Genomic DNA, 12,566 nt, shown 5'->3' with positions numbered 1-12,566 from the left:
CGAACAGACACTTACGCCCCCGAAGTCGGTCGATTTCGGGGGCGTAATTGTCCGCTTGCCGAGGGCTCAGGCCGGCGTGAAGGTGATGTTGAGTTCGGTGAGGCCGCGCAGCAGGAACGTCGGCTCGTAGGTGTAGTTCCGCGCTCCGGCCGGGCCGTGTGCGGATTCATCGATTCCGATGTCCCGCATACGGTCCAGCAGACGGCGAACGGTAATCTGCCCCTCGACCCGGGCCAGCGGCGCCCCGGCGCAGGTGTGAATGCCCCGACCGAAGGCGATGTGCTCACGGACGTTCTTGCGGTCCGGTCGGAACTCGTGGGGATCGTCGAACTTGCGCGGATCGCGGTTGGCCGCACCGAGGCACAGCATGACGATGGTTCCGGCCTTCAGGTGTACGCCGCCGAGCGTGGTGGTCTTGCGCACCAGCCGGAAGTCGACCTTCGTCGGGGCATGCATGCGGAGGGCTTCCTCGATGAAAGTCGGTATGCCGTCGGGGTTCTCGCGCAGCATCTGCTGGTACTCCGGATAGTCACCCAGGGTCTGCACGGCGGCGGTGAGCAGCTTGGTGACGGTCTCCTGGCCGGCGGCGAACAGGAACGTGGCCGGCTTGACCACCTCCAGGAGCTCCGGAGTCGAGCCGTCGGGATAGGTGGCGGTGGCCATGCCGGAGAGCACGTCGCCACGCGGCTCGCGTCGGCGCTCGGCGAGATATCCGGCGAACTTGTCGTCGAGGTACTGCAGGGGATCGAGTCCCACCGGCTCACCGTCGAGTGCCCCGACCCGGTTGCCCTCCGGCCGCTCGGCGCCCAGTGCGGCCAGGAATTCGGGGCGGTCCTCCTCCGGAACCCCAAGCAGATCGATGATCGCCGAGGTCGCAAAGGGTTTGGCGTACTCCGACAGGAACTCGCACTTGCTGTTGCCCATGAACTGGTCGAGCTGGTGATCGACCAGCTGCCACATGTAGTCCTCGTTCTCCTTGAGCCGCCGCGGCGTCAGCAGCTTGCTCAGCAGTGAGCGGGCCCGCTCATGCTGCGGCGGATCCATCACCACCATGTGCTCGTGGATCGGGAACAGATGGCGGTGCGCCTCGATCTGCTCGCTGATGTCGTCGCCGTCGGGCTCGAAGGGCAGTGGCGGGAACAGACCTCCGATCGCGTTGACCGCCGAGAACGACCCATGGTCCTTGAAGGCCGCCATGACTTCCTGGTAGCCGGTCACCGCCACCACACCGTGGTGCGGTTCGGCGAACACCGGCCCGTTGCTACGCAGGTACTCGTAGTACTCGTAGGGATTCTGCGCGACGGACGGATCGGCGAAGTAGTCGACGGAAGCGAGGTCGGTCATGGCTCACTGGCCTTTCGTGCTGGTGGTTAGCAGGCTGATCGCCTGGCGCGGGCAGGCGTCGACGGCGGATTTGACGTTTTCCCAGGTAGGTTGATCCCACTGGCCGTCCGCCGGGGCGGCGCTGGCTACCTCGTCGTCAGACAGGTCGAAAACCTCAGGGGCAAGTTGGATGCACAGTGCATGGCCCTCGCACAGCCCGGCGTCCACCCGGACCCGGGTCGTGCTCACGTCTTCGGACATCGGTTTCCTCAGTTCTAAATTTGATCACTCGATCAAACCGTTAGGATGGCTCATGCTTACCACCCCCGACCTTTGGCGGTCAAGGATGTCGCACGGCCAGAAACATCTGTTGTCGGGCAATGGTTTTCGGAGGGTGCGCTGATGCCGGCGGCACGATCGGCCAAGGACAAGGACGCCGGCACCCGCAAGCGCCTGATCGAGGCAACCGCCCAGGTCATCCGCGACGAGGGATACGCCGCGGCGACCACCCGGCGGATCGCGGCCGTGGCAGGCGTGCGTTCCGCGCTGGTCTACTACTACTTCGACACCCTCGACGACCTGTACATCGCCGTGTTGCGCAGCGGCGCCGACGTGGCCCTGGCCAAGCTACGCGAGGCGCTCACCACCGACGATCCGCTGCGGGCGCTGTGGCTGATCAACTCCGATTCGCGAGTGACCGGGCTGAACACCGAATTCATGGCGCTGGCCAACCACCGCAAGGCGATCGGCGTCGAGCTCAAGACCTACTCCGAGCGGGTCCGCGACATCGAGGCGGCCGCCATGGCCGGGGTACTGCGCGCCCACGGTGTGGACATGGAGGAGTTCCCGCCCGTGGTGATGTCGATGCTGCTCACACAGTCGGCCCGCAGCCTGTGCAACGAAGAGGCGGTCGGCGTGACCGAGGGCCACGCCGAGTTCCGCGCTTTCGTCGAACGTTTCCTGCGCCGGTTCGGCGGCGAGGCGGCCACTACTTGAGCATGCTGCCCGCGTCGACCGTGACCGGCAGACCGGTGATGTAGCGAGCCTCATCGGAGGCCAGGAACAACACCGCATTGCTGATGTCGACGGGCTCCACCCAGCCGACCGGAAGCACGTGCATGAGCTGGGCGACCACGGCCATGTCGTCGGGACCCGGATTCTCCAGGTCGGGACGGAACAGCTTCATCGTGCCCTCGTTCATGAACATCGGGGTGTTCACATTCGTCGGGCACACCGAGTTCACCCGGATCGAATGCTGCCCCAACTCCACCGCGAAGCTGCGCATCAACCCGATCACGCCGTGTTTGGCCGCGATGTAGTGACCCGTATGCGGGTAGGCCTTGAGGCCGCCGACCGAGCTGGTGAGGACGATCGATCCACCCTGACCTCCGGAAAGAATATGCGGCACAGCGGCTTTCACGGTCTTCCAGACTCCGGACAGGTTGACGCCGATCATGTCGTCCCAATCGGATTCCTTGGTCTCGTGCAAGACGTCGCCGCCATTGCCGATGCCGGCATTGGCCACCACGATGTCCAGGCGCCCCAACTGCTCGACACCGCTGTCGACCGCCTCCCTGAGCGCGTCGAAGTCACGCACATCCAGTTCCGTGGTGACGATGCGCCGGTTCAGGCCCTTGACCAGGTCGGCGGTCTCGGCCAGATCGTCCGGGGTCGAGGCCGGGATCGCACTGGTATCGGTGACCGGGCGGCACACGTCGACAGCGATGATGTCTGCGCCCTCTTGTGCCAATCGCAACGCATGGCTGCGCCCTTGCCCGCGTGCCGCTCCGGTAACGAGGGCTACCTTGCCCTCGACTCTGCCTGCCATAGATGTCCTCTCGTCTGCATTTTTGATCGAGTGATCAGCACAATCTCAGTCAGTTTCAAGGCTGTCAAGGTTTGTTTTGGTCGACCGATCAGCTTCTGGTCAGGCGCGCGCCGGTGCCGGTGCCGCTGACGGGCAAACGTCGCCACAAGTAGAAGGATTCATCGAAGGACTTCGCCGCGATCATCCGGACTTGCCATATTCAGGTAATTCTCAGGTTGAGGGATTCAGGTCGCCGACCAGCCGCCCCACCCAGCTGGGGCCAGAAAGGCCGCCATGAGCTGCATTTTCACATCGCAAACCCAGTTCACTCACAGCTCGCTCATAGTTAAATAGGCATCCTAATTTAGGTAAGGCATACCTATTGATGCTTAGGTAAATCTCAGCTAACGTCCCTCCTCGCCGCCGTCCTGGCGGCAAATAAATTCGAAAGAGGAGAACCTCGTGCAACAAGCACTTTCGTGGTCGGCCGGCCGCAAGAACAAGCTCGTGCTGGGTGGTATCGCGGCGCTGGGAGCCAGCGTCATCGCGGTCAATCCGATCGCCACCAGCCCGGCCCTGATCGAAGCCCAGCACCGCGCGGTCCAGCTGGTAGCCGATGCCACCGCTTCGCCCCTCGACGTCTACGGCGAGTTGTTCACCAACACCGTGACGAACATCGGCGCCCTGGGAGAACAGCTCGCGGCCAATCCCTTCCCGGTACTGAGCACCATCGCCGCCAACCAGCAGGGCTATGCCGAACAGATCGGCACCGCCATCCAGGCCATCCCTACCACCTTCCAGAACTGGTACGAGAACGGCGGTAGAGAAGGCAGCGCCGGAAAGGTCTACGTGGCCGCCATCCAGACCGCACTGGAAGCCGGAGATTTCAACACCGCATACGACAACTTCAACAAGTTCTTCCTGTTCGGCCTGCAGAACTCGATCCTGCCGGTCGCCAACGTGCTGTTCACCATCCCCCCGCAGATGGCGCAGAACTTCGCCGACGGGGTCACCGCCGTATCCAGCGCGGGCACTCTCGTCTACGGCCTGTTCCAGTCCCTGTTCGCACCGCTGAGCGGCTCGGCGTTCGAAGCGTCTCGGGTCAACGATGCGATCTCGGCGGCGGTGTCATCGGGTGACGTGGCCGGCGCTGTCACCGCGATCGTCAACGCACCCGGCATCATCGCCAACGCGTTCCTCAACGGGTTCGACTACAACGATGCCGACACCACCGAGGCATGGTCAGGGTTGTTCTCCCCCAAGGGCACCCGAGCCAGCGGCGGCCCGATCTCCCAGCTGCTGATCACCATTCCGCAGAAGATCGCCGCCGCCATCACCAACACGCCGGCCACGACAACCTCGGTGACCGGCGCCAGTGTGGTCGCCGATGCGCTTTCGCCGGTGAGTGATTCGTCGACATCCGACGCTGTCGAAACGTCGGTCACCGACTTGAGCAGCGGCACCGACGCAGCAGAGGCGGCCGAGGTCGCAGCTGCCTCGAAGGCAGTCACCGCGAAGCCCACCAAGGCCGCCCTGACCGCCAAGGCCGCAACGGACACCGACGCCGAGGACGCCACGGCTGCAGGCGCCGCCGATGTAGCCGCCACGACGACGACTGCGGAGACCAAGTCAGAAGCGGCCGAACCGGTGCGGTCCGAGTCGAGCACTCAAGGCAAGCCCGGCGGAAATCGGCTGAGCTCGACCGTCAAGAAACTCAGCGACAGGGTCAAGGGCACGAAGAGCAAGGCCGCCTCGTCTGACGCCGCTGACAGTTCGGCCACCAAGAGCTCGGCCACCAAGAGCGAGAGCAAGCACTCCAAGAAGGAATCGGGCCACAAGTCCGCAGCGTGATCCTGGCATGACGAAACTGGGCCCCATCCTGATGGATGGGGCCCAGCTACGCAGCGCTAATTACTCAGAGGACGAGTCCGAGCTTGCCTTGGAATCGCCGGCCTTCTTGGAGTCGGCGGACTTGGTCTCCTTGGCCTTGGCCTTGGTTTCCTTGGCTTCCTTGGCCTTGGCCTGCCGGGCTTCCTTGGCCTCGTTGATCTTGGCCTTGATCCGGTCGCCGACCTTCGTCTTGGCCTTGGTCTTGGTCTCGGCAGAGACCGACGTGCCGGTCGCCGGCGTGGTGGCGGATTCGGCAGCCTCATCCGTCGCTGCCGGAACGGCACTGGCCTCGGCAGCCGGGGTCTCGACCTTCACGGCCTCGGCAGCCGGGGTCTCGACCTTTGCGGCCTCGGCAGCCGGGGCCTCGACCTTGGCAGCCTCGACGGCGGGGGCCGCTTCCTTGGCCGACTCGACGACGACCGACTCGACGACGACCGGCTCGGCCGACGCCGCCTTGGGCGCAACCGCGGAGACCAGCTGAGCAGAGACGCTCGTCGGCACCGACGACAGAGCCGACGTCGGCGCGGGGGTCTCCGGGGTGTTGTCGATGGCGTCGGCGAGCTTCTGCGGGATGTTCACCAGCAGGTTCTGCAGCAGACCCGCGACCACCCGGGCGCCTCCCTGCTCGCCGGGCTCGGCCCAGGTGAGCAGCGCCGGCCACTCGGTGTAGCCCCCGGTGCCCGTCTCGGGGTCCGGATCGGAGTACTTGAATCCGTTGAGCGCGGCGTTGACCAGGATGCCCGGCGTGTTGACGACGGCGTTGAAGGCTCCCTGAACATCGCCGGCGGCCACGCTGGTGCTGATCGCCTCAGCAACGCGGGCGAGCTCGAACGTTGGGCCGCTGACCGTGGCGAAGACACCCTGGAACAGGGCGCTCACGACCACGCTCGAGGTGAAGGTCGCAGCGATCACCTTCGTGAAGTTCTGCGCCATCTGCTCCGGGATGCCGGCCAGGTACTCGGTTCCGCCACGCGGGATGCCCGACAGGATGAACCCGGGAGCGATCAACGAACCGAAGGCGCCCTGGAACGCGTACAGCATCGAGTGGTTGAACCAGCGGTACGCCTCGCCGATGTCACCGGCCTCGAGCGCGGCCTGCGCCTGCGCCAGTCGCGCCTGCCCGTTGGAGCCGTTGTACCAGTTCTGCAGGTTGGTGGGGATGGCCTCGAGCGCCGCGCCGAACTTTGCCGCGTAGCCCTGCTGGTTCTCCAAAACCTGGCTCAGGAACGGTGCCGGGTTGGCGGCGAGAGCCGCACCCAGAAGCTCCAGGTTGCCGACGGTGTTGCCGACCAGCGTCCCGTAGACATCGACCGGCGAGGCGGTCGCGTCCATCGTCGACGCCGTCAGGTCGTAGGCAAAGCTCTTCGCCTGCTCGATGACCGTCGTGTTGTGGGCAACCGGGGTCACCGCGATGGCGCTGGCGCTGACCATGGCGACGCCGGCGAGAAGGAACTTGTCCTTGCGACTCACCGCCGGGGTGTCACCGGAGGGAAGGGCAGGTTGATGCACGAAATCTCCTGAAGCTGATAATTGACTGAGGAACGACCAAAAGTTAGCTTAGCGTTCCCTAAATATCAATAGGTATGCCTACCCTGACTTTCTGGCACGTAAATATGTGCTGGAACACAGACTGGGCCCCCTCCCGCGGGAGGGGGCCCAGTCTGTGTCAACGACGAAAAGTCAGAGCCAGGTATCGGACGTGGTGGCGGTGAGGAACGCATCCAGATCGTCACGCCACTGCGCCGGGGTGTTCTTGTCCGGCTCGATCCCGGTGTACTCGCCGCGGTAGAACAGCAGCGGCCGGGGCTTGCGTTTGGGGACTTCCGACAACGAGTGCACCGCACCGAAAACCACGAAGTGGTCGCCGCCGTCGTGCACGGAGTGCACATTGCAGTCGATGTGGGCGAGGCTGCCGTCGATCACCGGAGAACCGAGTTCCGAAGGACTCCAGTCGATTCCGGCGAATTTGTCCGGCGCCTTGGAACCGAACTGCGCGGACACGTGCTGCTGCTTCTCGTGCAGCATGTTCACGCAGAACTTCCCGCTGGCCTCGATGGCCTTCCAGGCGCGCGACTGCTTGGTGGGGCAGAACAGCACCAACGGCGGGTCGAGCGACAGCGCCGCGAACGACTGGCAGGCAAAGCCGATCGGCACGTCGTCGTGGAAGGTCGTGATGACCGTGACGCCGGTACAGAACTGGCCGAGCACATTTCGGAACGTGCGTGGGTCGAGCGGCTGGGCTTCCGTCACTTGAAAATCACAGTCACTTGAAGCCGACGGAGAAGTCGTGGCCCCAGAGACTGATCCCCACGCTCTCCCGGGCGATCCAGCTCTCGTCCTCGACTTCCAGTCCTTCACAACCGAATTCCATGTCGAACCCACCCGGAGTCTTCATGTAGAACGACAGCATCTTGTCGTTGATGTGCCGGCCCAGCGTCGCCGACATCTTCACATTCCGGCGGTTGGCGCGATCCAGGCACAGGCCGACGTCGTCGGAGTTCTCCACCTCGACCATCAGGTGCACGATGCCGGTCGGGTTGGGCATCGGCATGAAGGCCAGCGCATGGTGGCGCGGGTTGCAGCCATAAAAGCGCAGCCACACCGGATCGCCGTCGGCCGGGCGACCCGCGAGCTGCGGCGGCAGCTGCATCGAATCGCGAAGCTTGAAGCCGAGCACGTCCTGGTAGAACGCCTGCGCTGCGGCATCGTCGTTGCAGGTGAGCACCACGTGCCCGAGGCCCTGCTCGTCGGTGACGAACTTGTGGCCGTAGGGGCTGACAAACCGGCGGCCCAGGTACTGCGCACCGTAGAACGCCTCGAGAACATTGCCGGCGGGGTCGGAGAACCGGATGAAACCCTCGACCCGGCGCTCGCGGATCTCGTCCCTGGTGCCCTCGACGAAATCGACGCCCGCCTTGGACAGGCTCTCGCGCAGGCTCTGCAGTGCAGGGGCGTCGGCAACCTCCCAGCCGGAGATCAACAGCCGGTCCTGGTCGCCGGGCACGATGACCAGACGGGCCGCGAAATCGTCCATCCGCAGGTAGAGCGCATCCGGGATCGAACCCTCGCCCTCAACCATGCCGAGCACTTTCACGCCGAACTGGCGCCAGGCGGCGACGTCGGTGGCCTCGATGCGCATGTAGCCGAGTGCCTTGATGCTCACGGTCAGCCTCCCAGGAAATCGATGGTGAGCTTGTTGAACTCGTCGAACTTCTCGACCTGAGCCCAGTGTCCACACTGCCCGAAGACGTGCAGCTGTACCCGCGGAATCTGCTTTACCGCGACCAGTGCGCCGTCGAGCGGGTTGACCCGGTCCTCACGGCCCCAGATCAGCAGCACCGGCTGGCGCAGCTTGTACACCTCGCGCCACATCATGCCGAGCTCGAAGTCCGCACCGGCGAACGACTTACCCATCGCCCGGGTGGCGGCCAGCGATTCGGGCGTGCTGGCGATCGCGAACCGTTCGTCGACCAGCTCAGGGGTGACCAGCTTCTGGTCGAACACCATGATCCGGATGAAGGCTTCGAGGTTCTCGCGCGTCGGTTCGAAGTTGAACTTGGCGAGAGCCTTGACGCCCTCGGTCGGGTCCGGCGCGAACAGGTTGACGCTGAGTCCGCCGGGACCCATCAAGACCAGCTTGCCCGCCCGGTCCGGGTAGTCCAGCGCGAAGCGGACCGCGGTGCCGCCGCCGAGCGAGTTGCCCAGCAACGGAACCCGTCCCGTGATCTCGAGCTTGTCGAGCAGGCCGAGCACCGCCTTGGCGCTGTAGCGGTTGTACTGCTCGTGCTCGGTGTGCTTGTCCGACAAACCGTAACCGGGCTGGTCGATGGCCAGCACGTGGTAGTACTCGGCCAGCACGGCGATGTTGCGGCCGAAGTTCGACCAGCTGGACGCACCGGGCCCGCCGCCGTGCAGCAGCACGATGGTCTGCGCCGTCGGGTCACCGGCCTCGTGGTAGTGCAACCGCATGGCCAGCTCGCCGGCCTGCACGTCGGCGAAGCGCGAGGTGGATTCGAACGTGATCTCTTGAGTGGCAGTCATCTATCAGACCATCGTGTCGGCCGGGGGCAGGCCGAACTCGTTGTTGCCGAAGATCAGGTAGGCCCGCTCGGGATCGTTGGCGGCGTGCACGCGGCCGGCGTGCGCATCACGCCAGAAGCGCTGCACGGGAGCGTCGTTGGACAGCGCGGTGGCACCCGAGGCCTCGAAGAGCCGGTCGATCGAGGCGATCGCGCGGCCGGTGGCACGCACCTGATCGCGGCGGGCACGGGCCCGCAGCTCGAACGGGATCTCCTGGCCGGCGACCAGCAGGGCGTACTCGTCGGCAACGTTGCCCGACAGCTGGCGCCAGGCGGCGTCGATGTCGCTGGCCGCCTCGGCGATCCGGATCTTGGCGAACGGATCGTCCTTGGCCTTCTCGCCGGCGAAGGCCGCGCGGACACGCTTGCCCTGGTGCTCGACGTGCGCGTCGTAGGCGCCGTACGCCATACCCACGATGGGAGCCGAGATGGTGGTGGGATGAATTGTGCCCCAAGGCATCTTGTACACCGGAGCGGTGTTGGTCCGGTAGCCGCCTGCGGTGCCGTCGTTCATCGCCTTGTAGGACAGGAAGCGATGCTTGGGCACGAACACGTCCTTGACCACGACGGTGTTGCTGCCGGTGCCGCGCAGGCCGACCACGTTCCAGACGTCGTCGATCTGGTAGTCGGTACGCGGGATCAGGAAGCTGCCGAAGTCGACCGGACGGCCGTCCTTGATCACCGGGCCACCCAGGAAGGCCCAGGTGGCGTGATCGCAACCCGACGACCAGTTCCAGGCGCCGTTGACGATGTAGCCGTCGCCGGCCTCGGTCACAGTGCCCGCGCCCATCGGGGCGTAGGAGGAGGAGATCCGGACGGCGGTGTCCTCACCCCAGACATCTTCCTGAGCCTGCTGATCGAACAGCGCCAGGTGCCAGTTGTGCACGCCGATGATGCCGGCCACCCAGCCGGTCGAACCACACGCGCTGGCCAGGCGCCGGACCGCCTCGTAGAAGTCGGTCGGGTCGCACTGCAGGCCACCCCACTGTTCGGGCTGCAGCAGCTTGAAGAAACCGATGTCCTCCAGCGCCTTCACGTTCGCGTCGGGCAGCTTGCGCAGATCCTCGGTCTCCTGAGCGCGCTCACGCAGCGTCGGCAGCAGTTCGTCGATGCCGGCCAGAACTGCCTGCACGTCACGCTGTTCAATGGATGTCACGGAAATGCCTCCCAAGAATCGGACTGCGATGAGCGCGAGCTGACCGCCTAGACAGAGATTAGAACACGTTACGATTTGTGTCGAGCAGGGCCTTGTAATGCAGGGCTGGACCTGGGCAAGTACGTTTTTGTAACCTGTTCTAGTTATGAGTGAAGAGAGGGTCCAGCCGTGACCGATGAGCCACTGGGCAGCCATGTACTCGAACTGCAGGTCAGCGCAGTCATCGAGGAGACCGCCGACGCGCGGTCCCTGGTGTTTGCCGTGCCCGAGGGTTCGAACATCCCTGCCGACCGGTTGCGCTACGCCCCGGGACAGTTCCTGACCCTGCGGGTACCGAGCGATCGCACCGGCTCTGTCGCCCGTTGCTACTCGCTGTCCAGCTCGCCGGTGACCGACGATCAGCTGACCGTCACCGTCAAGCGGACCGTCGCCGGCTATGCGTCGAACTGGCTGTGCGACAACGCACACGCCGGGATGCGGATGCACGTGCTGGCCCCGTCCGGGACGTTCGTGCCCAAGAATCTCGACACCGACTTCCTGCTGCTGGCCGCGGGCAGCGGTATCACCCCGATGATGGCGATCTGCAAGTCCGCGCTCGCCGAGGGCAGCGGCAACGTCGTCCTCGTCTACGCCAACCGCGACGAGAACTCGGTCATCTTCGGCGCGACACTGCGCGAGCTGGCCGCCAAGTACCCCGACCGGTTCACGGTCGTGCACTGGCTGGAGACCGTGCAGGGGCTGCCCAGCCCCGCCGCACTGGCCGGGCTCATCGGGCCCTATGCCGCCCGCGAGGCCTTCATCTGCGGGCCCGGACCCTTCATGGCGGCGGCCGAGCAGGCACTGCGGCAGGCCGGCGCCGCCGAGGAGCGCATCCACATCGAGGTGTTCAAGTCGCTGGATTCCGACCCCTTCGCCGCCGTCGTCATCGAAGAAGACGACAGCGACCAAGGGCCGGCCACCGCGATCGTCACCCTCGACGGCACCACCCACGAGGTCCGCTGGCCGCGGTCGGCGACACTGCTCGACGTCCTGCTGGACAAGGGCCTGGACGCACCGTTCTCCTGCCGCGAAGGCCATTGCGGCGCTTGCGCCGTGCTCAAGAAGTCCGGAGACGTCGAGATGAAGATCAACGACGTACTCGAACCATCCGATCTCGACGAGGGCCTGATCCTGGGTTGCCAGGCGACACCGGTGTCGGATTCGGTCGAAGTCACCTACGACGAGTAACGAGCGGATACCTTTCTTGACGATGACGATCAACAGGCTCTCCGCAGCGAGCGCGGCGGCGGTGCTGACCGCGGCTGCGCTGACCCTCCCGGCGCCGGCTTCGGCCGCCGCGAACTCGGCCGTCACCTCGATCCCCAGCCCTCAGGGCGACATCGAGATGCACGTCAACGCCGACTGCGCGGGCACGCAGTGCACGTTCAACACACAGGCCAACCTGCTCACGCCGGACGGCCCCATCGGATTCCCCGGTGACGTGTGGGCCCGTCAGACCATCACCCTGCGCAGCACGAACAAGGACACCTGGCAGGAAGCCTCCTACAGCGCCCCGGCCGGGATGCCGCGGGAGATCAAGGGCTCCAACCACGACAACGTGCTGTCGAAGCTGTACCGGTCGATCAACAAGGTCGAGATCTCGGCGACCTACTTCGGTGGCGGTCCGCTCGAACGCTTCCGCATCGAGGGCGTATCGACCCCCACCGAGTGGCGGACCGGTCAGCCGAACACCAAGGATCAGTTCATCATCTGCTCAGTCATCCAGGTGGTCTTCGGAGGGGTCAATCTGACCACGCCGACCGCCTGCACCCAGACCGGTTTCTGACATGTGCCTGTCCACGAGCTTGCGCCACCGGCGGTGCCGGTAGGCGTAGATCCCGCGGGCAAGCGCCACCACCACCGAAGTGAGCCGGCCGGCGTCGATCTCGACGGTGTCGCTGTACCGGCACGAGCGAGCGGTGACCGGTTCGACGTGCAGGGTGTGATCCCAGAACCGCAGTACGCCGCCGTATTCGTGGGTGCGGATCGTGCGGGTGGCCTCGTCGACATCGAGAACCTCGATGGTGTGCCGGTAGGCCGGGATCACGTGGAACGCGAACAACCAACCGGTGCCCTGGTCCCCGGCCCGGAACGGTTCGGTGCGTCCGGCCAGGGCCGGCACGCCGAACAGGCCGCGGCAGACGTAGAGAAACGTCGGGACCTGCTGCATGGCCTGCCACACTCGTTCGGTGTCGGCGGGCAGAATCGTCTCAACATGGATGCGCTGCATGCCACCAATTCTCGAGAGCCGTGCAGCGGTTGACTACTCGCT

General features: G+C 65.2%; 13 protein-coding genes. 4 read left to right on the top strand and 9 right to left on the bottom strand.

Features of this window, described 5'->3' with window-relative positions:
* Positions 1–66: 66 nt before the first annotated feature.
* Both ACNQR1_RS06060 and ACNQR1_RS06055 read right to left on the bottom strand, forming a co-directional pair.
* Positions 67–1,344, bottom strand: coding sequence for a cytochrome P450 (locus ACNQR1_RS06060; RefSeq protein ID WP_418044726.1), 1,278 nt, complete (start codon positions 1,342–1,344; stop codon positions 67–69).
* A gap of 3 nt (positions 1,345–1,347) precedes the next feature.
* Entirely contained in the window at positions 1,348–1,584 is a 237-nt protein-coding gene (locus tag ACNQR1_RS06055; protein WP_418044724.1) for a ferredoxin, read from the bottom strand.
* A 141-nt stretch (positions 1,585–1,725) separates the two neighbouring features.
* Here ACNQR1_RS06055 and ACNQR1_RS06050 point away from each other — a divergent pair, with 141 nt between their 5' ends.
* On the top strand, positions 1,726–2,319 hold the full coding sequence (locus tag ACNQR1_RS06050) for a TetR/AcrR family transcriptional regulator (protein ID WP_418044722.1): 594 nt from the start codon (positions 1,726–1,728) through the stop codon (positions 2,317–2,319).
* Here ACNQR1_RS06050 and ACNQR1_RS06045 read toward each other — a convergent pair.
* Positions 2,312–3,151 (bottom strand): mycofactocin-coupled SDR family oxidoreductase, encoded by an 840-nt coding sequence (locus ACNQR1_RS06045; protein WP_418044720.1) that lies wholly within the window; start codon positions 3,149–3,151, stop codon positions 2,312–2,314. The genes ACNQR1_RS06050 and ACNQR1_RS06045 overlap by 8 nt on opposite strands.
* Before the next feature lie 441 nt (positions 3,152–3,592).
* On the opposite strand from ACNQR1_RS06045, the gene ACNQR1_RS06040 reads away from it, so the two are divergent.
* Positions 3,593–4,981, top strand: a complete 1,389-nt coding sequence (locus ACNQR1_RS06040; RefSeq protein ID WP_418044718.1) for a hypothetical protein — start codon at positions 3,593–3,595, stop codon at positions 4,979–4,981.
* Between the two features lie 60 nt (positions 4,982–5,041).
* Here the strand turns inward: ACNQR1_RS06040 and ACNQR1_RS06035 are convergent, their stop codons facing one another.
* From ACNQR1_RS06035 to hsaA, 5 genes are all read right to left on the bottom strand, one after another.
* The gene (locus tag ACNQR1_RS06035) at positions 5,042–6,529 is read right to left on the bottom strand and encodes a hypothetical protein (protein ID WP_418044716.1); all 1,488 of its coding nucleotides are present in this window, start codon (positions 6,527–6,529) and stop codon (positions 5,042–5,044) included.
* 171 nt (positions 6,530–6,700) lie between these two features.
* Positions 6,701–7,270: a 3-hydroxy-9,10-secoandrosta-1,3,5(10)-triene-9,17-dione monooxygenase reductase subunit gene (gene hsaB, locus ACNQR1_RS06030; protein ID WP_418044714.1), complete on the bottom strand. Its 570-nt coding sequence runs from the start codon at positions 7,268–7,270 to the stop codon at positions 6,701–6,703.
* A 13-nt stretch (positions 7,271–7,283) separates the two neighbouring features.
* Positions 7,284–8,159, bottom strand: a complete 876-nt coding sequence (gene hsaC / locus ACNQR1_RS06025) for an iron-dependent extradiol dioxygenase HsaC (RefSeq protein WP_418050289.1) — start codon at positions 8,157–8,159, stop codon at positions 7,284–7,286.
* A 26-nt stretch (positions 8,160–8,185) separates the two neighbouring features.
* Positions 8,186–9,061, bottom strand: coding sequence for a 4,5:9,10-diseco-3-hydroxy-5,9,17-trioxoandrosta-1(10),2-diene-4-oate hydrolase (hsaD, locus tag ACNQR1_RS06020; RefSeq protein ID WP_418044712.1), 876 nt, complete (start codon positions 9,059–9,061; stop codon positions 8,186–8,188).
* Between the two features lie 3 nt (positions 9,062–9,064).
* Positions 9,065–10,255 (bottom strand): 3-hydroxy-9,10-secoandrosta-1,3,5(10)-triene-9,17-dione monooxygenase oxygenase subunit, encoded by a 1,191-nt coding sequence (gene hsaA, locus ACNQR1_RS06015; protein WP_418044710.1) that lies wholly within the window; start codon positions 10,253–10,255, stop codon positions 9,065–9,067.
* A gap of 168 nt (positions 10,256–10,423) precedes the next feature.
* Between hsaA and ACNQR1_RS06010 the strand changes: the two genes are divergently transcribed.
* Complete coding sequence (locus ACNQR1_RS06010; protein WP_418044708.1) at positions 10,424–11,482, top strand: 2Fe-2S iron-sulfur cluster-binding protein; 1,059 nt, start codon at positions 10,424–10,426, stop codon at positions 11,480–11,482.
* A 28-nt stretch (positions 11,483–11,510) separates the two neighbouring features.
* The gene (locus ACNQR1_RS06005) at positions 11,511–12,080 is read left to right on the top strand and encodes a hypothetical protein (RefSeq protein ID WP_418050288.1); all 570 of its coding nucleotides are present in this window, start codon (positions 11,511–11,513) and stop codon (positions 12,078–12,080) included.
* Here the strand turns inward: ACNQR1_RS06005 and ACNQR1_RS06000 are convergent.
* Positions 12,009–12,524, bottom strand: a complete 516-nt coding sequence (locus ACNQR1_RS06000) for a hypothetical protein (protein ID WP_418044706.1) — start codon at positions 12,522–12,524, stop codon at positions 12,009–12,011. The genes ACNQR1_RS06005 and ACNQR1_RS06000 overlap by 72 nt on opposite strands.
* Between the last annotated feature and the right edge of the window lie 42 nt (positions 12,525–12,566).

The organism is Mycobacterium sp. 48b, from assembly GCF_048282725.1.
Lineage (GTDB): Bacteria > Actinomycetota > Actinomycetes > Mycobacteriales > Mycobacteriaceae > Mycobacterium.
Note: the sequence above shows the minus strand (reverse complement) of the source record. Positions and strands in the feature narration are given on the sequence as shown.

What these genes read in the sequence shown, in the direction of transcription:
- ACNQR1_RS06060 (WP_418044726.1), bottom strand. Translation starts at nt 1,344, where the DNA reads ATGACCGACCTCGCTTCCGTCGACTACTTCGCCGATCCGTCCGTCGCG.
- ACNQR1_RS06055 (WP_418044724.1), bottom strand. Translation starts at nt 1,584, where the DNA reads ATGTCCGAAGACGTGAGCACGACCCGGGTCCGGGTGGACGCCGGGCTG.
- ACNQR1_RS06050 (WP_418044722.1), top strand. Translation starts at nt 1,726, where the DNA reads ATGCCGGCGGCACGATCGGCCAAGGACAAGGACGCCGGCACCCGCAAG.
- ACNQR1_RS06045 (WP_418044720.1), bottom strand. Translation starts at nt 3,151, where the DNA reads ATGGCAGGCAGAGTCGAGGGCAAGGTAGCCCTCGTTACCGGAGCGGCA.
- hsaC (WP_418050289.1), bottom strand. Translation starts at nt 8,159, where the DNA reads ATGCGCATCGAGGCCACCGACGTCGCCGCCTGGCGCCAGTTCGGCGTG.
- hsaD (WP_418044712.1), bottom strand. Translation starts at nt 9,061, where the DNA reads ATGACTGCCACTCAAGAGATCACGTTCGAATCCACCTCGCGCTTCGCC.
- ACNQR1_RS06000 (WP_418044706.1), bottom strand. Translation starts at nt 12,524, where the DNA reads ATGCAGCGCATCCATGTTGAGACGATTCTGCCCGCCGACACCGAACGA.